At 73.5% G+C, this 23,451-nt stretch carries 16 protein-coding genes and 1 pseudogene; 10 read left to right on the forward strand and 7 right to left on the reverse strand.

Features of this window, described 5'->3' with window-relative positions; translation table 11 throughout:
• Positions 1-223 precede the first annotated feature (223 nt).
• Entirely contained in the window at positions 224-802 is a 579-nt protein-coding gene (locus POF43_RS11900; RefSeq protein WP_271325547.1) for an SMI1/KNR4 family protein, read from the forward strand.
• A gap of 238 nt (positions 803-1,040) precedes the next feature.
• On the opposite strand, the gene POF43_RS11905 is transcribed toward POF43_RS11900, so the two are convergent.
• Both POF43_RS11905 and POF43_RS11910 read right to left on the reverse strand, forming a co-directional pair.
• Positions 1,041-1,499 (reverse strand): hemerythrin domain-containing protein, encoded by a 459-nt coding sequence (locus POF43_RS11905; protein ID WP_271325546.1) that lies wholly within the window; start codon positions 1,497-1,499, stop codon positions 1,041-1,043.
• A gap of 725 nt (positions 1,500-2,224) precedes the next feature.
• Entirely contained in the window at positions 2,225-4,315 is a 2,091-nt protein-coding gene (locus POF43_RS11910; RefSeq protein WP_271323968.1) for a prolyl oligopeptidase family serine peptidase, read from the reverse strand.
• Positions 4,316-4,858: 543 nt separating this feature from the next.
• Between POF43_RS11910 and POF43_RS11915 the strand changes: the two genes are divergently transcribed.
• Positions 4,859-5,830: an aldo/keto reductase gene (locus tag POF43_RS11915; RefSeq protein ID WP_271323969.1), complete on the forward strand. Its 972-nt coding sequence runs from the start codon at positions 4,859-4,861 to the stop codon at positions 5,828-5,830.
• Between the two features lie 139 nt (positions 5,831-5,969).
• On the opposite strand, the gene POF43_RS11920 is transcribed toward POF43_RS11915, so the two are convergent.
• Complete coding sequence (locus POF43_RS11920; RefSeq protein WP_271323970.1) at positions 5,970-6,989, reverse strand: DUF2786 domain-containing protein; 1,020 nt, start codon at positions 6,987-6,989, stop codon at positions 5,970-5,972.
• Positions 6,990-7,404: 415 nt separating this feature from the next.
• Complete coding sequence (locus POF43_RS11925) at positions 7,405-8,430, reverse strand: cation diffusion facilitator family transporter (protein ID WP_271315474.1); 1,026 nt, start codon at positions 8,428-8,430, stop codon at positions 7,405-7,407.
• Between the two features lie 225 nt (positions 8,431-8,655).
• Between POF43_RS11925 and POF43_RS11930 the strand changes: the two genes are divergently transcribed.
• The 5 genes and pseudogenes from POF43_RS11930 to POF43_RS11950 all read left to right on the forward strand — a co-directional run bounded on the left by POF43_RS11930 (position 8,656) and on the right by POF43_RS11950 (position 13,640).
• Positions 8,656-9,375, forward strand: a complete 720-nt coding sequence (locus POF43_RS11930; protein WP_271323971.1) for a hypothetical protein — start codon at positions 8,656-8,658, stop codon at positions 9,373-9,375.
• A gap of 344 nt (positions 9,376-9,719) precedes the next feature.
• Positions 9,720-10,724: pseudogene (locus POF43_RS11935) on the forward strand (acyl-CoA dehydrogenase family protein); the annotation flags it as partial.
• Positions 10,725-11,092: 368 nt separating this feature from the next.
• Positions 11,093-11,845 (forward strand): PIG-L deacetylase family protein, encoded by a 753-nt coding sequence (locus tag POF43_RS11940; protein WP_271315476.1) that lies wholly within the window; start codon positions 11,093-11,095, stop codon positions 11,843-11,845.
• Between the two features lie 410 nt (positions 11,846-12,255).
• On the forward strand, positions 12,256-13,161 hold the full coding sequence (locus tag POF43_RS11945) for an RNA polymerase sigma factor SigF (RefSeq protein WP_271325911.1): 906 nt from the start codon (positions 12,256-12,258) through the stop codon (positions 13,159-13,161).
• A 230-nt stretch (positions 13,162-13,391) separates the two neighbouring features.
• On the forward strand, positions 13,392-13,640 hold the full coding sequence (locus POF43_RS11950) for a DUF5133 domain-containing protein (protein ID WP_308217246.1): 249 nt from the start codon (positions 13,392-13,394) through the stop codon (positions 13,638-13,640).
• A 438-nt stretch (positions 13,641-14,078) separates the two neighbouring features.
• Here POF43_RS11950 and POF43_RS11955 read toward each other — a convergent pair whose 3' ends face one another.
• On the reverse strand, positions 14,079-14,249 hold the full coding sequence (locus tag POF43_RS11955; RefSeq protein ID WP_271318784.1) for a DUF5670 family protein: 171 nt from the start codon (positions 14,247-14,249) through the stop codon (positions 14,079-14,081).
• Between the two features lie 1,004 nt (positions 14,250-15,253).
• Here POF43_RS11955 and POF43_RS34865 point away from each other — a divergent pair.
• From POF43_RS34865 to POF43_RS11970, 3 genes are all read left to right on the forward strand, one after another.
• Entirely contained in the window at positions 15,254-18,127 is a 2,874-nt protein-coding gene (locus POF43_RS34865) for a choice-of-anchor D domain-containing protein (protein ID WP_282704547.1), read from the forward strand.
• Between the two features lie 190 nt (positions 18,128-18,317).
• Positions 18,318-19,019, forward strand: coding sequence for an ATP-binding cassette domain-containing protein (locus POF43_RS11965; protein ID WP_271314033.1), 702 nt, complete (start codon positions 18,318-18,320; stop codon positions 19,017-19,019).
• Positions 19,016-20,959 (forward strand): YhgE/Pip family protein, encoded by a 1,944-nt coding sequence (locus tag POF43_RS11970; protein ID WP_271323166.1) that lies wholly within the window; start codon positions 19,016-19,018, stop codon positions 20,957-20,959. Before POF43_RS11965 ends, POF43_RS11970 begins: the two co-directional genes overlap by 4 nt.
• A gap of 109 nt (positions 20,960-21,068) precedes the next feature.
• Here POF43_RS11970 and POF43_RS11975 read toward each other — a convergent pair whose 3' ends face one another.
• Together POF43_RS11975 and POF43_RS11980 are read right to left on the reverse strand one after the other, a co-directional pair.
• Positions 21,069-21,581 carry a hypothetical protein gene (locus POF43_RS11975; RefSeq protein ID WP_271314035.1) on the reverse strand — a complete coding sequence of 171 codons (513 nt, stop codon included), beginning with the start codon at positions 21,579-21,581 and terminating at the stop codon, positions 21,069-21,071.
• Between the two features lie 175 nt (positions 21,582-21,756).
• Positions 21,757-23,415 (reverse strand): MFS transporter, encoded by a 1,659-nt coding sequence (locus POF43_RS11980; protein ID WP_271323167.1) that lies wholly within the window; start codon positions 23,413-23,415, stop codon positions 21,757-21,759.
• Positions 23,416-23,451: the final 36 nt, after the last annotated feature.

The following is a 23,451-nucleotide window of genomic DNA, read 5'->3' on the forward strand; positions in this document are numbered from 1 at the left end:
CCGTTCCCGTACCGCCCGGGCTGCCGGGTCCGACGACTCCCGCGTCTCGAGATCCGACGACTCCCGCGTCTCGGGGTCGGACGACCTGGTCTCGGGGTCGGGGTGATATGTCAGTGCTCGTCCGTACGATCGAAACGTATCGACCTGGAGAATCGACCTGGTCGACATCGGCTCGGTTGAAATCGACCCAGCTGAAATCGACCCCCGTTGAAGGAGCGCTGTCATGAACTCGGCCCCGCCGTTGACGGACCTGGAGTGGCGCGAATTCCTGCGTGCCTACAGCTGCGAGTACCTGAACTCCGACGACCTGCGCAGGGCGACGGAGGAGGGGCGTTCGTCCGTCACGGACGTCCAGCGGGAGACCGGGTGGCTGGGCGGCGGGCCGGCCGGTGAGGCGGCGGTCCTGGCCGCCGAGCGGCGCCTCGGGATACGGCTGCCGCCGAGTTACCGGAACTTCCTGCTGGTCAGCGATGGCTGGGGCGTGATCGCCGACTCGCTGGCCGAACTGCTTGCGGTCGGGCGGATCGGGTGGTTCCGCGACCTTGAGCCCGAGCTCCTGGCCAGCTGGTCGATGCCGGACATGGACCACTTCGCCGAGCACAGCGAGATGCTCGAGCGGGCTTTGCTGATCTCGGGACCGGCCGACGGCGATTACTGGCTGCTGAGCCCGGACGACATAGCGGGCAACGATGAGTGGACCGCGTACTGGTGGATGGCGGGCGACGGCCAGGACCCCGAGCCGTACGACGACTTCGCCGCGCTGGTGGTCCGCGCCCGGGAGAATTTCCTGGCCCGCGGCTGACGCGGTACGGGGCTTGGCCGCCGTGTGGGGCTCGACGCCGTGCGGGGCACCACCGCCTTGCGTGGCTCGGTCGGCATGCGAGGCCCGGCTGCCGTCCGGGGGCTCGGTCGGCGGGGGTGCTTGAGCATGGGGTACTCGGCAGGCGTTGGACGCTCTGTCGCTGGGGCGATCGGCCGACCGCCTTCCGGCTGCTGGGGCGTGCTCGGCGGGCCCGGCGTACTCTGCCGGTCGGTGCTGGTCAGCCGCGGTCGCGGTCGGCGTCGGCCTCGGCCGCTCGGGCCTTGCGGCCGATCTCGTCGAGCCGGTCGGGCGGGCAGGCGGCGGCGAGGCGGGGGAAGAGTTCGTTCTCCTCGTCCGCGGTGTGCGCGGCCAGGAAGGTACGCAGCTGGCCGGTCAGGTCGTCGAACGCCTGGTCGCCGTCCGTGCGCACCGCCAGGTCGGCCAGCCGGCGCTTGAGCACGGCATGCTCGGCCAGTTTGGCGTCGGCGAGCCGGTCACCGTCGTCCAGGTAGGCGCGTACCGCCGGGTACAGGAAGCCCTCCTCCGCCTCGGCGTGCCGGGCGAGGACGAGCAGGATGTCGTCGAGCAGGTCCCGGCGCCGGGGATCACCCGGCGGGAAGTCCGCCATGAGGTCGAACAGGGCCTCCGTCCGGCGGTGTTCACCGGTCAGCCGTACCAGTAGGTCCGCTTCCCGCACGCGCTCACCGCCTTTCGTCGCCGCGATTACCGGGACTGTGCGCCGACGCGTTCTCGCCGGCCCGGGCGGCCCCGGCCCCCGTCGCCCGACCGGGCGGGAGACCCGTCCCGACCGGACCACTCCCTCCACGCTATGCCGCCGCGCCCCGCCCCGCAGACCGGCGGCGCGGAAACGTGCCCCGGGGCCCTTCAGCCCCCTCTGCCCCTGGGTCGCGCCGCGCCCCTTGGCCGCGCCCCTCGGCCGCGCCGCTTCCGGAAGCTGGCGGTGCGCTCCGGCCCGGGCGTGCGGACAGCCCCACGACAGCGGCGCCGGTTCGCGCCACGGCAGCAGTCCCGCCGGACCGCCCCGCCGGACCGCCCGACGGCAGCAGCCCCGCCGGACCGCCGCCGGATCACCCGGCCGGATCGCGCCGACCCCCGCGCGCCGTCCGGCGGCCCCGGACGTTCCGTGATCGCCGGGTGCCCGCGTGTCCACGCCGACGCGCCTCCGACGGCGCCCCCGCCAGCAACGCCGACGCCGACCCCGCCCGGGACGCCGCCCTCGTCCCCGCCAGCAACGCCCCCGTCCGGGTCGCCGACCCCGCCCCCGCCAGCAACGCCGACGCCGCCCCCGCCCGGGTCGCCGACCCCGCCCCCGCCAGCAGCACTCGCGCCCCCGTCCGGGACGCCGCCCCCGCCCCCGCCAGCAACACCGGCACCGCACTCACAGCGAGGACGCCCTCACCCTCACCCCTTGGACCCGGTTTCCGCGGACGCGGCCCCCGTTTCCGCGGACGCGGCCCCCGTTTCGCCGGTGGACGCCCCGGTCCGCTGCCAGAGGAAATCAAGCACCATAGCCCAACGGAACGCGTTCTGGGCGTTGTTGGACGCTCCGCTGTGGCCGCCCTCGGTGTTCTCGTAGTAGTGGACGGGGTGGCCCTGTTCGAGCATCGCGGCGGCCATCTTGCGGGCGTGGCCGGGGTGGACGCGGTCGTCGCGGGTGGAGGTGGCGAACAGGACGGGCGGGTAGGCGCGTTGGGGATCGAGGTTGTGGTACGGCGAGTAGGCGCGCAGCCACTCCCACTCCTCCGGGATGTCGGGGTTGCCGTACTCGGCCGTCCAGGAGGCGCCGGCCAGCAGCTTGTGGTAGCGCTTCATGTCGAGCAGCGGCACCTGGCAGGCGATGGCGCCGAACAGTTCCGGGTAGCGGGTGAGCATGACGCCCATCAGCAGTCCGCCGTTGCTGCCGCCCTGGATGGCGAGTTCGCTCGCGGTGCAGACGCCGCGCCGCACGAGGTCGCGGGCGACGGCGGCGAAGTCCTCGTAGACCTTGTGGCGGTCGGCCTTGATGGCCCGGGTGTGCCATTCGGGACCGTATTCGCCGCCGCCGCGGATGTTGGCCAGGACGAAGGTTCCGCCGCGCTCCAGCCAGCCGCGGCCGAAGACCGCGTTGTACTCCGGCTGCCGGGATACCTCGAAGCCGCCGTAGCCGGTCATCAGCGTCCGGCCGCTCCGCCCGTCGCGCGGGCCGACCACGAAGTACGGCACGCGGGTGCCGTCGTCGGAGGTGGCGAAGTGCTGCTCGACGGTGATCCCGTTCGCGTCGAAGAACGCCGGGGCGCGCTTGAGTACCTCGGTCTGCCCGCCGACGACGCCGCGGCTGAGGGTGGGCGGGGTGGTGAAACCGCTGGTGACGAGGTGGAACTCGTCGTCCTCGTCGGGGCTGGTACCGGTGATCGTCGCCGTGTCCAGGCCCGGCGCGCCCGGCAGGGGCTCACTGCTCCAGGTGCCGTCGGCCGGGGTGAAGGCGATCAGTTCGGTGCGCACGTCCCGCAGCACGGTGAGCAGCAGATGGCCGCGGGTCCAGCCGTAGGCCTCCAGCGAACTGCGGCCGTCCGGTGCGAACAGGGTGGTGAAGTCCCGTTCACCGGCCATGAACGCGTCGAATCCGGTGGCCAGCAGCACCCCGGCCGGGTACTCGGTGCCGCCGGTCGCCCACGGCGAACAGGTGCGCACCAGCAGCCATTCGCGGTGCACGGACACCGACGCGTCCTCGGGCACGTCGACCCGGGTCAGGCCCTCGGGCGTGCGCAGGTAGCGGTCCCGGCGCCAGAAGTCGGTGGAACGGTTGACGAAGTCGCGTTCGAAACCGGGGGTGGCGTCGTGGTGGGCGACCACCATGATGTCGGTCGACCGCCCCTCGAAGACCGTCTCGGCCTTCTCCAGCGGGGTGCCGCGGGTCCACATCTTGACCACGCGGGGGTACCCGGAGTCGGTCAGGGTGCCGGGGCCGAAGTCGGTGGCGACGTAGAGGTGGTCGGCGTCGATCCACGCCACCCGGCTGTCCGCCTCCTCAAGCCGGAACCCGCCGTCCGCGGCGCTCACGAAACGCCGTTCGTCCATGTCGTACTCGCGGACCACGGCGGCGTCGGACCCGCCGCGCGACAGGTGGACGAGCGCGCGCCGGTGGTCCGGACGCAGTGTCCTCGCGCCCTGCCACACCCAGTTCTCGCCGTCCTCGCGGGCGAGTTCGCCGACGTCGATCACCACGTCCCACGCCGGCTCGGCCTTGCGGTACTCCGCCAGCGTGGTGCGCCGCCACAGGCCCCGCGGGTGGGCCGCGTCCCGCCAGAAGTTGTACAGGTACCCGGCGCGCCGGGTGACGTACGGGATCTTGCCCTCGGCGTCGAGCACCTCCCGCAGCCGCTCCCGCATCGCGTCGAACGCGTCGCCGGTGGCGAGCGCGCCGGTCGTCTCCTCGCTCCGGGCCCGCACCCACGCCAGTGCGGTCTCACCGGTCACGTCTTCCAGCCACGCGTACGGGTCGTCATCGGTCATGGCCCGAGTCTCACGCCTCAGCGGTTGCCGGATCAATCACTTTCGCCGACGGGAAACGATTCTTCCCTGGCGGGGGCCGCGTCCGTGATCCGCGCCACCGTCAGCCACCGCGCCGCGCCGCGCCGTACCGCGCCGCCGTCCGCCACCCGTGCCCAGGAAGCCGCGCCGCCAGCCGCCGCGCCGCCAGCCGCCACCCACCGGGCGCCCCGTTGCCGCCGCGCCGCACCGCACCGGCGCCCAGGACGCCGCGCCCACCACGCCGGAACGCCACCCGCCCGCGCCCCGCGGAACAACCCCCCTCGCCCGGACGGGTGGAACTCCGCCGATCCCGACCGGGGGACGGTGGCCGATTCACGGACGCGGAGGGCCCGAAGGGCCGCTGTTCCGGGATCCAGAAGTCGAAGCGCTCAATGCCTTCGCATTCTTCTGTTGGACGTCCGGCCGCCGACGGACCAGGCTGGGGGCAGCGTGGCGCCGCGACGGTCTCGCCCCGCGACGCGCAGACGCATCACAGCACACCGTCGGTGGAGGGAACACCACACCATGAAGCACATCGCCCTCGGCATGACCGGTCTCGACGTCTCCCGGATCGCCTTCGGCACCTGGCAACTGGGCGGGGACTGGGGCTCGTTCGACGAGGACGCCGCCATCACCGCGATCCGGCACGCCCGTGAGCTGGGCATCAACTTCTTCGACACCGCCCAGGGTTACGGCTTCGGTGTCTCGGAACGCGTGCTCGGCATGGCGCTGCGCCCGGAGATCACCGGGGACCGCGACAGCGTCGTCATCGCCACCAAGGGCGGTATCCTGCCCGGCGGACAGGGCCGCGACGCCTCGGCGCGTTACCTGCGGGACGGGGTGGAGCAGAGTCTGCGCGCGCTGGGCGTCGAGACGATCGACCTGTACCAGGTGCACTGGCCCGACGCGAACGTCCCGGCCGCCGAGACCGCCGGCGCCCTTCAGGCACTCGTCGACGCCGGCAAGATCCGGCACGTCGGCGTCTCCAACTACGACGCCCGGCAGATGGCCGAGTTCGCCGCCGTGCGCCCGGTCGAGACGCTCCAGCCGCCGTACCACCTGCTGCGGCGCGGCATCGAGGACGAGGTCCTGCCGTACACCGTCGAGCACGGCATCGGCGTGCTCGCGTACAGTCCGCTGGCCAGCGGACTGCTGACCGGCCGCTTCGACGAGACGACCGTCTTCGAGGACGGCGACTGGCGCGGCAGGGCCAGCGCGTTCACCGGTGACGACCTGAAGCGGAACCTCGCGGTCGTGCGCCGGCTGACGGAGTTCGCCGAGGAGCGCGGCATCACCGTCAGCCAGTTGGCCATCGCCTGGGTGCTCGCCCGGCCCGGCGTCCACGTGGCCATCGTCGGCGCCCGCAGCAGCGCCAACATCGAGGCCAGCGCCGCCGCGGCGGACATCGAGCTGAGCGCGGACGACATCGCCGGGATCGAACGCATCACCCTCGACGCGGTGCCCGTCGTGGGCGCCACCCCGGAGGGCGTTCAGTAGGCCGGCCGGGGAGGTCCGTCCGGCCGGCCCGCCCGTTCCGCGTCCCGTCGAGCACGACGGCCCGGCGCGGGTTCGTTCCGCTGGGCCGCGCCGGGCACCGCCCGTTCGGCGCGGCGCCGCCGGCCCGCCCGGCGGTCGCTCACAGCCGTGCGCCGTCGGCGGCCGTCTCGCCCTCCTGCCAGCCCTGCGCGTCGCGGCCCTTGAGGCGGGAGGTCGTCGTGGCCGGGAACAGGCGGCGCGTGGTGTCGCGGACGGCGAGGTCGCGGGCGGCCAGCGCGGGCAGCAGCGCGTCGGTGTCGTCGCGGGCGGCCACCTCGGCGCCGGCCGCGGCGGTCAGGCGGTCGCGGATCCGGGCGGCGTAGGCGATCAGGAACGACTCGCGGAAGTCCCGGCGCCGCGACGGGCCGCGGTGCAGGGCGTGGTCGGCCTGGACGAGCAGCGAGGTGTAGAGCAGTTCGACGGCGTCCAGGTCGGGCTCGTGGCCGACGACCGTGGAGAAGCCGAAATCGGCGGACCAGACCGTCTCGCACCGGTTCGCCGAGGCCACCGCGTCGAGCAGCAACGCCTTCGGTCCCTCGTACGGGCGGTCCACCCCGATCCGGCGGGTGCCGGGACCGCCGCCGGGCCGGTCCGCGCCGAGCAGCGCCTCGTCGATGCTGTGCCGGGCCATGAGCTGCTGGGCCTTGGCCGACAGCGCCTCGGCCTCCTCCGGGAAGCCGGTCGACTCCGCCTTGGCCAGCAGCGCCCGGATGCGGCCGAGCACCTTCGACCCCTCGCCGGCCGGTGCCGTCCTCGGCGGGGTGGGGGCGGTGATGCGCGGGAGCCGGCCGTACAGGCACAGCAACTCCACCAGGACGCCGGCCGCGGAGAACCGGTCCAGCCGCTCGTGCCGCGCGAACTCCCCGAGGGCGCCGCCGCGTTCGAGCTCCTCGGCCAGCCGCTGGTGCCTTACGGTCAACTCCCGCCCGGCCATCCGCACCAGATCCGCCGCGCCCCAGCCGCGCGCCGCGCACTCCCGCGTGACGCGTCCGGCGGTCCGTTCCGCGACCGCGTCCCACCCGTCGCCCCCGGCGGCCAGCACCGACGCCGCCGCGTCCACCTCCGCCTCACCGCCCCCGGCGCCCAGCGCCCGCGCGTACGCCTGCTCGAACTCGTCCACCGCTCCATTGTCCGTGACGCCCCGAGGTGCTCGGTTCCGCCGGGGGAGCGCGGCGCGGCTTGGACGTGGCTGCCGGCGGGGCTGCGGGGTTGCGGGGTTGCGGGGCCCGCGGCGATCGCGGCGCCGTCCGTCCGGCGTGGTCGTGCTGATGTGACGGTGGCGTGAGCGGCGCCGCGTCCGTCCGGCGTGGTCGTGGGGACGCGACGGTGAGGGTGACGGTGGCGTGACCGGCGCCGCGTCCGTCCGGCCCGGAGCCCGCCGGGCATTGAACGGGGTGGGAGCGCCGCCGCGCAGGACACGACCCGGCCGCGACCGCTACCCGGCCGCTCGTACCGCTCGGCGCCGGCACCTCCCGCTGGTCCCCGGCACCTCCCGCTGAGCGCCGGCACCCCCGCTCAGCGCCTACCCTCCCCGCTCAGCGCTGTTCCTCCACCGCGCGGTCGAGGTTCGCGCGGACCTTCGCGGCGTGGGACCGGTCCTCCTCGGAGGCGTCGGTAACGTCCAGGAAGATCTGGTCCACGGTCGGGCACTCCGCACGCAGCGCCCGCTTGATCCGTACCAGCGCGTCCTCCACGTCCTCGCTGTCGACGCCCGGTACCAGGTCGACGCGGGCGGCCAGCATCAGGGAGTCGGGGGCCAGCCGCATCGTCAGGGCGGCGGCGACGGCGTCTATCTCCGGCTGCTCGTCGAGGAAGTCCCGGATGCGCCGTTGCAGTTCCGGGTCGGCCGCCTCGCCGATGAGCTGGTCCTTGGCGCTGCGGCCCAGGGTGTACGCGACGTACACCAGCAGGACGCCGATCAGCAGCGAGGCCACCGCCTCGAACACCGAGTCACCGGTGGCCATGTGCAGCGCCATGCCCGCGATCGCCAGCAGCACGCCGACGCACGCGGCGCTGTCCTCGGCCACCACGGTCCGCAGCGCGGGGTCGTCGCCCGCCCGGACCGCGGCGAGCAGGCTCCGGCCGCCGGCCCGGGCCTCCGCGGCGACCTGCGTCAGCGCCCGGGCGAGCGAGGTGCCCTCGGCGAACAGCGCGGCCACCAGCACCGCGAGCCCCACCACGTAGCCGGTGGTCGACTCCTCGCTGCCGGAGCGCAGCGCCTGGACGCCCTGGAAGAACGAGAAGCAGCCACCGGTGACGAAGATCCCGACGGCGGCGATCAGCGACCAGAAGAAACGCTCCTTGCCGTAGCCGAACGGGTGAATCGCGTCGGCCGGCCGCCGGCTGCGTTTCAGCGACGCCAGCAGGAAGACCTCGTTGAGGCTGTCGGCCACCGAGTGCGCGGCCTCCGACAGCAGGGCGGGGGAGCCGGCGATCAGGCCGCCGGCCAGCTTGGCGACGGCGATCAGCAGGTTGGCGCCGAGCGCCACCCACACCGTCTTGCGCGTCTCACCGTCCCGCTCCTGGGCGGGGCCGTCGGTCGTCTCGTCATCTGTCGTCACCCGGTGACGGCTACCCGGGCTTTCCCGGCGGAACCGGCACGAGCGGGACCGGCCGCCCCGCCCCCGCTATGTCGCCGCTCGCGGGGCAGGCGGGCGGTGAACACTGTGGTGCGTCGGCAAAGGCCGACGCAACGCTTCGGGTCCGTCGACGAAGGCCGACGGCGCCGGTCACCCCGGGCCCCGGTCCGTACGCGTCCGGGGCAGCCGGAGAGGGAGACAGAGGATATGACGACCAGCCGCGGCACGGACGCCCGGTTCAGACACCCGCGGTACGCCCGGCGCGGGGAGCCCCGGCTGCCAGCGGTGCTCGCGGTCCTGGTCGCCGTCCTGCTCTACCTGGCCCTGCCGCAGCGGCTGCTGATCGCGCCGCGCTATCTGCTGCCCGCGCTGGAGGTGCTGCTGCTGGTGCCGCTGATCGCGATCAACCCCAGGCGGCTGACCCGCCAGACCCGGGCCTCCCGCACGCTGTCGCTGGCGCTCGTGCTGATCATCGCCGCGAGCAATCTCGTCGCCCTGGGCATCCTGATCCACGAACTGGTCTCCGCCCAGGTCAAGGACGGGCACTCGCTGCTGACGGCCGCCCTCCAGGTCTGGCTCACCAACGTCATCGTCTTCGGCCTGGCCTACTGGGAACTCGACCGGGGCGGTCCGGTCAGCCGTACCCAGACCTCCCGTGAGGACCTGCCGCTGGCCGACTTCCGTTTCTCGCAGGACGAGAACGACGACGCCGTGCAGGAGGTGGCCGACGGCTCCAGCGGCCGTTCCGACTGGGTCCCCACGCTGGTGGACTACCTGTACGTGTCGGTGACCAACTCCACCGCTTTCAGCCCGACCGACACCATGCCGCTGTCCACCCGCGCCAAACTGATGATGAGCGTCCAGAGCGTCGCGGCCCTGCTCACCTCACTCCTGGTGATCGCCCGCGCCGTCAGCATCCTGCACTGAGCCCGGCTCCTGTCCGGGGGCCCTTTCCCGGGTACGGGGCGCCTCCCCGCCCCGGGCCGCGTGCCCGCGCCGGGTCCGACTCCTGTAGGGGCGGCCCCTCCCGCGCCGGGGCTTCTCCCGCGCCGGGCCGCGCGCCCGCACCCGGGCCGGCCCCCGCACCGGGTCCGATCCCCGTACCGGCTCCGGGTTCGCGCGGTGTCCGGCTCCCGTCGTGAATCCGGCTTCGCCCTCCCTGACGTGCGCAGAGGCGAAGCCGGGGTAAGAGTGGTTCGTCCGGTGTTCCGCACGGCGCACTCGCGCCTCCCGATTCCGACGTCCCGACATCCCTGCCGCAGGAGTGGCTGATGACGCGACCCACTGATCCGCCGTCCGCACTCGCGACGGTCGGCGGTTTCGACCCGGCGGCGCTCCGGCGGCGGACCGGTGAGCGGTTCGCCGCCCTGGTGTCCGGCGACGGGGGAACGCTGCCCCTGCCGGGCGGAGGCCGGACGGGGACCCGGTTCGGGCGGCTCGCCGAGATCGCGCGCGGGGACCTGTCGCTCGCCCGGCTGTACGAGGGGCACGTCGACGCGGCGGCGATCCTGGCCGAACTGGGCCACCCGCCGCCCGCGCCGGGGGAGCGGTGGGGGGTGTGGGCGGCCGAGCCCCCGGGGCACACCCTGACCGCCGCACCGGTGCCCGGCGGCTGGCGGCTCGACGGGGTCAAGCGGTACTGCTCCGGCGCCTCCAGTTGCACGCACGCCCTGGTGACCGCGTCCGCGCCGGACGGCCGCCGGCTGTTCCGGGTGGCGGTGGACGCCGGCGGCTGCGAACCGGTGCCGGGGACCTGGCAGGCGATCGGGATGGCCGGCAGCGACACGCCGGACGTGCGGTTCGACCGGGCACCGGCCGAGGCGGTCGGCGAGGTGGAGGCGTACCTGCGGCGGCCCGGTTTCCAGCACGGCGGCATCGGCGTGGCGGCCTGCTGGTACGGCGGCGCCCGGGGTGTCGCCGACCCCCTGCTCGCCGCGGCCCGGACCCGCCGGCCCGACCCGCACGCCGCGGCCCACCTGGGGCACGTGGACCTGGACCTGTACGCCATCGGGGTGATCCTGGAACGCGCCGCGGCCGACATCGACGCCGACCCGCTCGACCGCGAGGGCGGTGCGCGACTGCGGAGCCTGCGGGTGCGCGGCCTGGTGGAGGAGGCGTGCGCGAGCGTGCTGACCCGGGTCGGACGGGCCCTGGGCGCCGAACCGCTGTGCCACGACCTGGATCACGCCACCCGGGTCGCCGACCTGACCGTCTACATCCGCCAGCACCACGCCGAACGCAACCTGGCCGAACTCGGCGGACTGCTGGCCGCCAGCGCGACACCTTCCGCGGACGGCACCGGCGCGGCCTTCGAGGCGGGTGCCTCCGGCGGCGCGGACGGAGTGGGCACTGGCACCGGCGAGGCGGACGGGGGTCGGCGTGACGCGGACGGCCGCCCGGCTGACGCGGACGGCACGCGCGACGCCATCGTGGGTGCCGGTGCCGGTGCCGCAGACGGACTGCCTCGCGGTGCGGACCGCCGCCCCGGTGCCGCAGACAGTGGCTCGCGCCGTTCCCCCGAGGACGCGGACGGTCCCCCCGAGGACGCGGACGGACTCCCCGAAGACGTGGACGGACCCTCCGGAGAAGCAGCAGGACCCCCACGCCGCACCACCGGAGGTACCCCCACCGCCGGCGGGCCGCGATGACGCCGCCCCCGCGTGACCCCATCCAGGCGCCGGGCACCCCGGAGGAGGTCTGGCGGGCCTGGCCGGTGCTCGCCGGGCTGCCCGCGTTCGAGCTTCCGGCGGCCGGCCGGGTGGTCGTGGTCGCCGCGCACCCCGACGACGAGGTGCTGGGCTTCGGCGGTGCCATGGCCGAACTGGCCGACCGCGGGGTGGACCTGCGCCTGGTGGCGGTCACCGACGGTGAGGCCTCCCACCCGGCCGGCCACCCGCTGGCGGCCGGGCTGGCCGGCCGCAGGACCGCCGAGACCGGGCACGCCCTGGCCGCGCTCGGCGCGACGGCGGCGGTCACGGTCACCCGGCTGGCCCTGCCGGACACCGGCGTGGCGGCGCACGAGGAGGAACTCGTCCGGCTGCTGACGCCCCTGCTGGAGGGCGCCGCCCTGTGCGCGGCCCCGTGGACCGGTGACGTGCACGCCGACCACGAGGCGGCCGGGCGGGCCGCGGTCGAGGCCGCCCGGGCCGCCGCCGTACCGCTCGTGCAGTACCCGGTGTGGATGTGGCACTGGGCGGCTCCGCAGGACGAACGCGTCCCGTGGCACCGCGCGTGCCGGCTGCCGCTGTCGCCCGCGCTGCGGGAACGCAAGCGGGCCGCCGTCGACTGCTTCACCTCGCAGACCGAGCCGCTCGGCGACGGTCCCGGCGAGGACGCCGTTCTCCCGCCCGGCGAGCTGGCCCATCACCTGCGGCCTTGGGAGGTCGTCTTCCGTTGAGCACCCGCCCGCCTGCTTCGGGACCGCGTACCGCGGCGCCACCGCTCCCGGGCACCCGGCCGAGGGCCGCCCCGAGCAACGCACGTACGCGTCGCGGTCGCGCCGCAACCCGCCCGCCACCGCCACCGGTCACCCACCACCCGCCACCGCCGCCCGCCGCCGACGCGGACGCCGCCGCCGACGCGGACGGCGGGATACGACCGCACCGCTACGCCGCACGGGGACAGCCCGGGCCACCGGTGCGACGCCGGGGCCCTGTCCGGGTAGTGGCTCCGGCGTGACGGTGAACGCCGGGCCACCCGGCGGCGTCACTCCGTCGTACAACAAGCGACAGCTGTCGTATGACAATGTTTAAGCGCGTAAGAGAGGGTAGAAGCGGCATTGCCAGCCGGCGAACCTCGGGAGTGATCATGTCCATCCAGACTGCGCAGCCCACTGCCGAACCGCTGCACCTCGACGCGGTGTCGTCCCCCCGTACCGAAGCGGTCCGGACGGTCTCGCCGGGTTCGCCGGTCCCACCCGTTCCGCCGGTGCTCGGCGGCAAGGTGCCGGTCTCCGAGATCCGCGAGGTGTCGCGGACCCTGTTCCAGCGGCTCGGGGCCCTGGAGGAGGGCACGCAGGAGTACCAGTACGTCCGCAACACGCTGATCGAGCTGAACATGACGCTGGTGCGGTTCGCCGCCAAGCGGTTCAGCAACCGGTCGGAGCAGATGGAGGACATCCTCCAGGTCGGCACCATCGGGCTGATCAAGGCCGTCGACCGCTACGACCTGGACTACAGCACCGAGTTCGTCACCTTCGCCATGCCGACGATCGTCGGTGAGATCAAGCGCTTCTTCCGCGACACCAGCTGGGCCGTGCACGTGCCGCGCCGCCTTCAGGAGATGCGGATCGACCTGGCCAAGGCGACCGACCTGCTCGCCGCCGAACTCGACCGGTCCCCGACCGTCGCCGAACTCGCCGCCCACCTCGGCATCGACGAGGAGGCGGTCATCGAGGCGCAGGTCGCCTCGAACGCCTACACCGCCGGTTCCATCGACGCCCAGGTCGGCGACGAGGACGACGAGGGCACCGCCTGGACCCAGCGGATCGGCTTCGACGACCCCGCCTACGAGGGCGTGGAGAACCTCACCGCCCTCAAGCCGCTCATCGACAAGCTGCCGGACCGCGAGCGCCGCATCCTCGCCCTGCGGTTCAGCGCCGACCTGACCCAGGCCGAGATCGGCGCCGAACTCGGCCTGTCCCAGATGCACATCTCCCGGCTGCTGAGCAACACCTTGCGTACACTGCGTAACGGCCTGCTGCCCAAGGACTGAGCAGCACCGCCACCCCGACTTCCCGCTCCCGCCGCGCCCCGTCACCGACGCCGGGCCGCCACCGCATCCGCGAGACCCCGCCGCGGCCGTCGACGACGACGCCGCGCCCCCTGCCGCGCCCCGCCACCGACGCCGGGCCGCGCTCCCGCCCGGGACACCGGGCCGCGCCGAAAGGCCGCCGCGACATCCGGTCGCGGTCCGTACTTCCAGCCGCACGCAAGGAGCCCCCCATGCTGCTGCAACCGCGCCCCACGATCCTGCGCGGACTGGTCCAGCGTTTCGAGGACCGTCGCGCCGCCTACTCCGCCACCGGTACCGCCGAGACCCGCCAGCAGATGAACGACGCGGCCTACACGCTCTGCGTCACCACCGGCACCCGTGACATCGACACCGCGCTGATGATCGCCCGCAGACTCATCTCCCTCACCCCCGCACCCACCCCCACCGCCGAACCCGAGCCCGACCCCACCCCGGCCTGACGACCCCGGCCCCCGGGCCCGACGACACCGGCCCTGGCCGGACGACCCCGGTCCGGTCCGACGACGCGGGCCGGACGACCACGACCCTGGCCCGACGATCCCGGCCGGACGACAACGATCCCGGCCTGACGACCCGGCCCCCCGGACGCCGTCGGCGGTTGCCCACCGCCGGCGGCACCTGCGTGTCCGGGGCGGCGCGCGCCGCAGGGACGTTGCGGGCGGCCGGGGACGGACCGGGGACGGACCCCGGGCGGGATCGCGGGGCGGCGCAGCGGAGTGCGGTCGGGGCCCCGGGAGGTGATGCGCCCCCGAAGGGGCGGGGCCGCCGACCGCACAAGGTGCTTCTGCCCGAAACGGGCGCGGATATGGCTGGGCGTGCACAAGGCTGGGGGCGGTGTCCGAAAGACACCGCCCCCAGCCTTTGCCGCCGTCATAAGTTCACCATCGGTACCAACGTCCACGCGAGCCGCCGGATCCGGCGCTACGGAAGAAGAATCCGAGCACCCACACCACCAGCACGATGATCGCGACCCACCACAGAATGTGTACCGCGAAACCGACGCCCCCGAGAATCAGGGCCAACAGCAGAACCAAAAGCAGAGCACCCATGGTTATCAACCTCCTGACCAGGCGTCTTCCCCGGCTTTCACGGAGCATGCACACCAACGCCAGAAGAACTTCGCGCCGGCCGCCGCGGTGACCGTCCGAACCCGGTCGCGGCCCGGAGCAATTCGCCCGTCCGCCGACCCGGGCCGGCGGACGGCACTGCTCCGGACCATCGCCCGAAAGCCCGTTCCAGGCCGCCGCCCGAAAGGCCGACCCTCGCTCGAAATGATTCCCGCCGTCGGTCGGTGGATCGTTTCGCGCTGAACGGCCGGCAGCGGAAAAGGGCTGTCGACCGTGGCGGGAAAGAACCACCGCCACCGGGGCAACGGATCGTCAGGAGGCGGAATCCGGGGTCTTGGCGACACCGGCGGCCGGCAGGCCGGTGAGGACGCCGAGGCGGCGGAGCGGCATCCCGTTGCCGTGGCTGCGGCCACCGTGCCCGCCATCGTCTCCGGCCGCCGACCCCGCCGACCCCGCCGATCCCGCCGATCGGCCTCGCCGCAGGCGTCCCCGGCCGGTGCCGGTGCGCCGGTGCGTCCCGGTGCCGCTGCCCCGCCCGGTACGTGCCGCCGACCGCGGCGGCGGGCTGCCACCGACCGCGATCACGGGCTTCGCCGACCGCGGCGGCGGGCGTGCCGCCGACCCTGAGGGCGACCGCGGCAGTGACCCGCCCGGCGGGACGCCGACCCGCTCCGCCGGGCGTGACCCACATCACGGCGATTCGGGCGTCATGTGGATCTTGCGCGACGACAGACGGGATTCCTCATCTTTCTGTCAGGATATTGCGCCGCAATGTCAACGAGGCTACGGTCCCCTTGCATCGCCCGTCCCGCCCGCCCGAGCCGAACAGCCCGGGACGCACCACCGCGCCGTCCCCCCGGGGGCGGCGAGGGTTCGAGTTCCACCCCGGTAGCGCTCGCCGTCCCCGCGTCCTCGTTCCGCTGCACCCGGCCTGACGGGCCGTGCCGTGACGCGGGTTGGCATTCCGTGTTCACTAGGAGGAGTAGGTGTTCAAGCCCGCGAGAGACCTCAGGCGAAGACTCGCCTCGGTCGCCACCGCAGCGCTGCTGGTCACCGGGGGCGCCTTCGCCCTGGCCGGCCAGCCGGCGTCCGCCGCCACCGCCACCGGCGGCAACGGCGCGTCCCTGCCCTACGTCGAGGTTCAGGCGGAGAGTGCGGCCACCAACGGGTCGGTCATCGGCCCGAGTTACGCCCAGGGCCAGCTGGCCGACGAGGCGTCGGGCCGCAAGGCGGTGACGCTGAGCGGCAGTGGCAAGTACGTCACGTTCACCACGCCGGTCGCCACCAACTCGATCGACTTCCGGTACAGCATCCCGGACACCTCGGACGGCTCGGTGTACAACGCTCCGCTGTCGCTGTACGTCAACGGCACGAAGCAGTCCGACTTCAGCCTGACGAACGCCTACAGCTGGTACTACGGCAGCTACCCGTTCACCAACACCCCCAGCAGCGGCACCCAGCACCACTTCTTCGACGAGGTGCACCGGCTGTTCAGCACGACGTACCCGGCCGGTACGACGTTCAAGCTCCAGGTCGACGCGGGCGACACCGCCTCGTCGTACACGATCGACTTCGCGGACTTCGAGCAGGTCGGCGCGGCGCTGCCGCAGCCCGCGGGCTCGGTGTCGGTGACCAGTAAGGGTGCCGACTCCAGCGGCGTGGCCGACTCCACGAGCGCGTTCAACGCGGCGATCGCGGCGGCGGGTTCGGGCGGCACGGTGTGGATTCCGCCGGGCACGTACAACATCCCCGGCCACATCGCGGTCAACAACGTCACCATCGCCGGTGCCGGCATGTGGTATTCGACGGTGACCGGTGCGGCGCCGGGGTTCTACGGCAACTCCGCTCCGTCGCCGAGCACCAACGTGCACCTGCAGAACTTCGCGATCTTCGGCAACGTCCAGGAGCGGGACGACAGCGCCCAGGTCAACGGGATCGGCGGCGCGATGAGCAGCTCGACCGTCTCGAACATCTGGATCGAGCACGACAAGGTCGGCGCCTGGATGGACGGGCCGATGGACGGCCTGACCTTCTCCGGCATGCGGATCCGTGACACCACCGCGGACGGCATCAACTTCCACGGCGGCGTGACCAACTCCAAGGTCACCAACAGCGACATCCGCAACACCGGTGACGACGGCATCGCCACCTGGGCCGACTCCAGCCTGGGCGCCGACGCCAACGACACCATCTCCAACAACACCGTCCAGCTCCAGATGCTCGCCAACGGCATCGCGATCTACGGCGGCCACGACAACACCGTCTCGGGCAACCTGGTGGAGGACACCGGGATCAACCAGGGCGGCGGCATCACGGTGGCGCAGCGCTTCACCTCCACCCCGGTCGGCCTCACCACCGTCTCCAACAACACCATGATCCGCGACGGCGACCTCGACCCGAACTGGCAGTTCGGCGTCGGCGCCCTGTGGTTCGACGGCAGCCAGGGCTCCATCACCGGCCCGGTCAACGTGTCCAACGCGCTGATCGAGCAGAGCCCCTACGAGGGCGTCCAGTGGGTCGAGGGCACCGTCAGCGGCATCTCGCTCAACAACGTCACCATCGCCGGCACCGGCACCTTCGCCCTTCAGGAGCAGACCGGCGGCGCGGCGACCTTCACCGGCGTCACCGCCACCGGGGTCGGCGCGTCCTCGCCCGTCTACAACTGCGAGGGCGGCAACTTCACCGTCACCGACGGCGGCGGCAACTCCGGCATCAGCGGCACCCCGTTCTGCGGTCCCTGGCCGACCCCGGTCTTCCCGCCCTACCCGCCGTCCTCCGTCACGACCAACCCCGGCGCGCTCAACTTCGGCTCGGTCGTGAACGGTACGACCAGCTCCGCGCAGACCGTGACCGTCTCCAACCCGACCGGCTCGGCCGCGTCGGTCTCCTCCATCGCCGCCAGCGGTGACTTCGCGCAGACCAACACCTGCGGCTCGTCCATCGCGGCGAACGGCTCGTGCACGGTCAGCGTCACCTTCAAGCCGACCACCACCGGTGCCCGCAGCGGCAGCCTGACGGTCAACGCCGGCGGGGTCACCGACACCGTCGCGCTGTCCGGAACCGGCACCGCGCCCGGCCCGGTGCTGACCGCCGGCCCGTCCAGCCTGTCCTTCCCCAGCACGGTCGTCGGCTCCTCGGCCGCCGCGCAGAAGATCACGGTCACCAACTCCGGCACCGCCTCGGCGACCGTCTCCGGCGTCGCGGCGACCGGTGACTTCAGCCAGACCAACAACTGCTCCACCATCGCGGTCGGCGCCTCCTGCACGGTCAACGTCACGTTCAAGCCGACCACCTCCGGTGCCCGCACCGGCACGCTGACGGTGACCAGCAACGCCAACAACAGCCCGACCACCGCCGCGCTCAGCGGCAGCGGCATCGGCAGCACCACCAACATCGCGGCCGGCAGGCCGGCGTCGGCCAGTTCGAGCAACAGCCCCTACGTCGCCTCGAACTTCACCGACTCCGACCCCTCCACCTACTGGGAGAGCCAGAACGGCTCCTTCCCGCAGTGGGCGCAGGTCGACCTCGGCCAGAACTACAGCGTCGGCAAGGTCACGCTGAAGCTGCCGCCGTCCACCGCCTGGGGCACCCGCACCCAGACCCTGTCCGTGCAGGGCTCCACCGACGGTTCGAACTTCTCGACCATCGTGGGCTCGGCCGGCTACACCTTCGACCCCAGCGCCAACAACAACACCGTCACCATCACCTTCAACGCCACCACGGCGCGTTACCTGCGGCTGAACATCACCGCCAACACCGGGTGGAGCGCCGGACAGCTGTCGGACTTCGAGGTCTTCCCCAGCGGAACCGCCTCCATCGTCCACGGCACGGGCCTCGCGGGACACCCCGAGTCCCTGTGACCGTCACCCGCCGCGCCGCACAGCACGGGCGCGGCGGGGCGGCCGGCACCACCGCCTGAAGTCCGCCGTCCCGGCCCCCGGCCGGGGCGGCGGACCGCGTTGGCCCGGGCGCCGCACGACCCGGCCCGCCCCCGGGGGGATTGAAGTCGGACGATCAGGTTACCGTTCAGTAGATGAGAGCGAACGGTAGATGACGGTGGACGGTGTCGAGATCTCCGCGCGCGGCCTGGCGGTACGCGGGCCGCGCGGCGCGGTGTTCGAGGGTGTGGACGCGCAGGTGCCGGCCGGCGGACTGCTGTCGGTGCACGGACCGGCCGGCTCGGGGCGCACGTCACTGCTGCTGGCGCTCGCCGGCCGCATGCGGCTGGCCGCCGGCACGATACGCGTCGGGCCGCACGAGATACCCGCCGCCCGGCGCCGGGCGGCGGCGCTGGTGGCCGTGGCCCGCGCCGAGCCCGCCGTCGGGCTCGAAGGCCGGCTCCGGGTCGGCGAACTCGTCGCGGAACGCTGCTGGCTGGCCCGCGGGGTGACCCGGGCGGACATCGAGGAGACCGCCGAACGGCTCGGGCTCACGCTGCGCGACCGCGTCCTGGCCGAGGACCTCGCACCGCTGGACGGCCTGCGGCTCGCCCTGGCCCTCACCGCCGCCGAACGCCCGGCCGCGATCGTCGTCGACGACGTGGACCGCGGGTGCACCGCCGAGCAGCGCACCGCCGCCTGGCGCAGCGTGCTGGCCGTGCGGGACCTCGGATGCACCGTCCTGGCCGGGTCCCTCGACCGCCCCGGCACCGCGTGCGACGACTGCGACGACGAGGTCGAACTGCCCCGGCTCAGCCGGGACCGGCTGCCGACGGCCGCCGGCCACGACGTGGTGAACGGGGAAGCCCAGTGACCGTCCTCAAACTCGCCTGGCTGGAGCTGCGGCGCTTCCGCGGCCCGGTGCGCCGCCTGGTGCCCGCGCTGCTGTGCCTGATCCCCCTGCTGTACGGCGGCATGTACCTGTGGGCCAACTGGGACCCCTACGGCAAGACCGACCACATCCCGGTCGCCGTCGTCGACCAGGACCACCTCGCGCACGGCCCGCAGGGCCAGCGCGTCGACGCCGGCACCCAGGTCGTCCAGCAGCTCAAGGCGGCCGGCACCTTCGACTGGCACTTCGTCGACGCGGACAGCGCCAGGAAGGGCCTGGAGGGCGGGAAGTACTACTTCACCATCAGCATCCCCGACGACTTCAGCGCCGACCTGGCGACCGCCGGCACCGACCACCCCCGGCGGGCCGGCATCACGATGAAGCTGAACGACGCCAACAACTACATCGCCGGCATCATGACCGAGGTCGTGCAGACCAAGCTCCAGGACCAGGTGGACTCCGCCGCGCACGCCGCCTACGTACGGGCCATCTACGGTGAACTCTCCGACGTCAAGAGTCAGTTGACGACCGCGTCGAAGGGCGCGCACGGCCTCGTCCAGGCCACGAGGACCGCCGGGCAGGGCAGTTCGGCGCTGGTGTCGGGCACCGGCGACCTCAGCGACGGCTCCGCCACGATCGCCTCCGGCGCAACCCAGGTCGCCCGCGCCACCGGCGAACTGGACAGCGCCGTCAGCAGCCTCGACAAGGCGGCCGCCCAGCGACTGCCCGCCGCCGCGGCCACCCTGGTGACCGCGGCGAGCCTGGCCGACCAGGGCCTGACCTCCGTCCACGACGGCACCTCCCAGGTCAAGCACGACACCTCCCGGGCGGTCGCCAGCCTGGAGTCGCTGGGCGACAGCGACAGCACGCTGGCCGGCAACCCCGCCTACCAGCAGGCGCTGAAGGACGCGAAGACCGTCGACACCGAGGCGGGCAAGGCCGACGGCACCGCGGCCGCCGCAGCCGACACCGCCGACCAGGCGCTGAAGGAGGCCAAGGCCGTCCAGAGCTCCGTCACCACCGTGCAGAACGAGGTCCTCGGCGCCGACGACCCCCTGCGGCTGCTGGACTCCGGAAGCCACAGCGTCGCCGCCGGATCCTCCACGGTCAGCAACGGGATGACCGCGCTGCACCAGGGCTCCAAGAGCCTCAACAGCGCCGCCGACCAGGCCCACACCGCAGCCGACACGCTGTCCGGCACCGTCGACCACGCCCTTGGCCGGATCCCGCCCACCGATCCCGACCAGGTCGCCCGCGCCGCGCACACCCTCGGCAACCCGGTCGCCATCAGCCGGTCCAACCTGCACCCCGCGAACGTGTACGGCCGGGGCCTGGCGCCGTTCTTCTTCGGCATCGCCCTGTGGGTCTTCGGGCTCTTCGCCTACCTGATGCTCCGCCCGGTCAACTCCCGCGCCCTGGCCGGCCGTACCAGGGCCTGGTCCGTCGCGGCCGCCGGCTGGCTGCCCGCCGCCACCCTCGGCGGCGCCGGCGCCCTTGTCCTCTACACCGTCGTCGACCTGTGCCTGGGCCTGAACCCGGTGCACTCCGCCGCGACCGTCCTGCTGCTGCTCCTGGGGGTGGCGACGTTCACCGCCGTCGACCACTGCCTGCGCACCGCGCTGGGCACGCCGGGCGACGTGGTCTCGCTGGTCCTGCTCATCCTCCAGCTCACCGCGTCCGGCGGCCTGTACCCGATGCCCACCACGCCGGGGTTCTTCCAGGCCCTGCATCCCCTGCTGCCGATGAGCTACCTGGTGGACGGACTGCGCGTCACGATCTCCGGCGGCCCGCCCGCCCACCTCGTCCGCGACGCCGTCGTCCTGGCGGGCTTCGCCCTGCTGTTCCTCGGCCTGACCACCCTCGCCGTGCGCCGCCGGCGCGTGTGGTCCGTCGCCCGCCTGCACCCCGACGTCAGCCTCTGACCGGGGGCGCGTGACCCCACAGGCGGCCGGCCGGGACAGGCGCCGGCCGCGGAACGTCGCACGCGCCGCGGTTCCCGGCGCGGGAGCACCGGGAACCGCGGCGCACGGGTCAGTTCCCGGCGGTCACACCCACCGGGAGGAAGGCCACCGTGACGGTGGCCGCCCTGGCGGTCGCACTGGTCGGGCCGGGGGTGAAGACGACCGTGCCGGTGCCCGAGCACGGCACCGTCAAGGTGGTCGGGATCGCGAGCGGCACGTAGTAGTTGGTCGTGGTGCCGATCACCCCGTCGGCGGTGCTGGTCGCCGCGTCGAGCGTGACCAGCAGCGAGTGGCCCACGGTCCCGGTGTAGCCGCCGGGCGCGGTGCTGCTGCCGCCGAGTACGGCCGCCACGGACTGCCCGGCGACCGGGTGCCCGGTCTCGCCCACGACGATCGGGCCGCCGCAGTCGGTTCTTATCGCCGCCGAGGTGGCCTGGCCGTTGACCGTCCCGCTGAAGGACTGGTTCGGGCCGACGGGCACCGGGTCCGGAACGGCCGCCGCGGCGACCCCGGCTCCGGCGGCTGTCAGCAGTGCGGCGGCTCCCAGTACGGCGAGCCGGGACGCGGTGGATCGAGTGATCATGGTCGTCTCCTTGGCAGAGCCCGATGATGTCCCTGTTTCCGATCCGAGCCGGGCGAATGTAGAGCCGCCCGTGACAGCCGGACAAGGGAGACGACCACCCGGCGAACGCGTCAAGACACGAACCGGCCGCGTACCGGCACCGCGGGCCGACCGGCCGTCCACCGCGCGGGGCGGGTCAGTGCCGTTTGCGGAGCCTGGCGGCCAGCGCGGGGGAGTGGTAGCCGGTGGAGGTGCCCGACATCCAGGCTTCGAGGTCGGGCGCGACCGGGCGGGCACCGCCGAGCACGAAGAGCACGACCAGCGCGATCCCGACGGCGACGGTGGCCACCAGGGTGATCAGCACGCTGAGGTGGAAGCCGTGGTCGATCGTGTCGCGGGTCATCGTCAGGTGCAGCAGGATCGGCCCCAGCAGGAACGCCGCCTCCGACCGCAGCAGTTCCACCAGGGCGAAGGTCGGACCGATCTGCACCGCCGACACCGAGAAACCGGCCAGGAACAGCCCCGGCGCCACCCCGGCACCGGCGCCGTAGCCCAGGAACAGGGCGGCGACCGGCACGACGGTGGTGGAGTTCGAGGCGGTGACCGACAGCAGCACGGCCGCGCCCACCGACACGCTGACGAGGCCGGACAGCGCCAGGTAGGGGGTGAAGCGGGTCGACACCGTCCGGCGGAACAGCGCGGCGGCGATCACCACCCCGAGGATCTGCGGGGCGACGAGCAGGCCGGTGCGCACCGGCGAGCAGTGCGAGACCTGGAGCAGGTAGATCTCCACCAGTTCCAGCAGGGTGGTGAAGGAGGCGCCGACGACCATCGCGTTCACGGTGCCGGTGACCGGCAGGGTGTTGCTGATCGGCCGCACCGGCATCAGCGGGTTGGCCTTGTGGTACTGGCCCACCACCAGGAACACGCCGATCAGCAGGCCGACGACGACCGGCGCCAGGAAGGCGGGGTGCTCGAACGAGCCGCGCGACAGCCATGAGACGCCGAAGAACGGCAGCACGGTGGCGCCGAGGGCGAGCGGGATGGCCAGCCAGTCGAAACCGGCGCGGCGGTTGGGCGGAGCGTTCTTCTCGAACGTCATCGCGCCGACGGTCAGCCCGGTCGCCGCGAGCACGGCGACCGAGGTGAACAGCAGCCGCCAGCCGCCCATGCTGCCGACCAGGCCGCCCACCACCGGCCCGGCGGTCACCATGCCGAACAGCCCGAGGCTGATGACGGACGCGGTGGTCGGCAGCCGGTCGATGCCGTGCGCGAGGATCAGCGGCGGCAGCGCGACGACCAGCAGCATGCCGGTGAACAGCCCCTGAAGCACGACGCCGGCCATGAACTGGGCGATGCCCTGCGCGCTCAGCGCCAGCACCGAGCTGACCACGAAGCCCGCCTCGCAGACCAGGTAGACGTGCCGGCGGGCCAGCCGCAGGGTCAGGTCGGCCGCCACGACCGCGCCGAACGCGTAACCGGCGTTGGACAGCCCCGAGGTCAGCTGCAACTCGAACCGGGTCGCGTCCAGCTCCCGCATCAGCAGCGGCTGGAAGAGCGAGACGGCCGTGGTGAGCACCAGGAAGGGGCTCAGGGCCAGCAGCGCGAGCGCCACGGCGGCGGGGTAGCTGCCCGCCAGCGGGAGCTTCCCGGAGCCCGGAGTCGTCGGTGAGCTGAGCTGGATGGTCGCCTCCGGGGTCGTGACGGGGGACGGCGCAGGGTCCGGGGCGCGCTCGGCGCCGGTGACGGTGGCGTCCGGCTGGCGACGGCTGCCGCCGGTGCCGCCCACCAGGTGCCCCGGGCCGCCGCCCCAGCGTACGATCCGCGACCGCGCCCTCCGCGTCTGACACGCCATCAGGAAGTCCCGGCTCCCGGCGGAGTCCCGGCCGGC

Source organism: Streptantibioticus silvisoli, from assembly GCF_027947535.2.
Classification (GTDB): domain Bacteria; phylum Actinomycetota; class Actinomycetes; order Streptomycetales; family Streptomycetaceae; genus Streptantibioticus_C; species Streptantibioticus_C silvisoli.

Coding starts and splice junctions, on each gene's coding strand:
- POF43_RS11945 (WP_271325911.1), top strand. CDS start 12,256: ATGTCCATCCAGACTGCGCAGCCCACTGCCGAACCGCTGCACCTCGAC.
- POF43_RS11900 (WP_271325547.1), top strand. CDS start 224: ATGAACTCGGCCCCGCCGTTGACGGACCTGGAGTGGCGCGAATTCCTG.
- POF43_RS11910 (WP_271323968.1), bottom strand. CDS start 4,315: ATGACCGATGACGACCCGTACGCGTGGCTGGAAGACGTGACCGGTGAG.
- POF43_RS11950 (WP_308217246.1), top strand. CDS start 13,392: ATGCTGCTGCAACCGCGCCCCACGATCCTGCGCGGACTGGTCCAGCGT.
- POF43_RS11980 (WP_271323167.1), bottom strand. CDS start 23,415: ATGGCGTGTCAGACGCGGAGGGCGCGGTCGCGGATCGTACGCTGGGGC.
- POF43_RS11940 (WP_271315476.1), top strand. CDS start 11,093: ATGACGCCGCCCCCGCGTGACCCCATCCAGGCGCCGGGCACCCCGGAG.
- POF43_RS11975 (WP_271314035.1), bottom strand. CDS start 21,581: ATGATCACTCGATCCACCGCGTCCCGGCTCGCCGTACTGGGAGCCGCC.
- POF43_RS11965 (WP_271314033.1), top strand. CDS start 18,318: ATGACGGTGGACGGTGTCGAGATCTCCGCGCGCGGCCTGGCGGTACGC.
- POF43_RS11930 (WP_271323971.1), top strand. CDS start 8,656: ATGACGACCAGCCGCGGCACGGACGCCCGGTTCAGACACCCGCGGTAC.
- POF43_RS11955 (WP_271318784.1), bottom strand. CDS start 14,249: ATGGGTGCTCTGCTTTTGGTTCTGCTGTTGGCCCTGATTCTCGGGGGC.
- POF43_RS11915 (WP_271323969.1), top strand. CDS start 4,859: ATGAAGCACATCGCCCTCGGCATGACCGGTCTCGACGTCTCCCGGATC.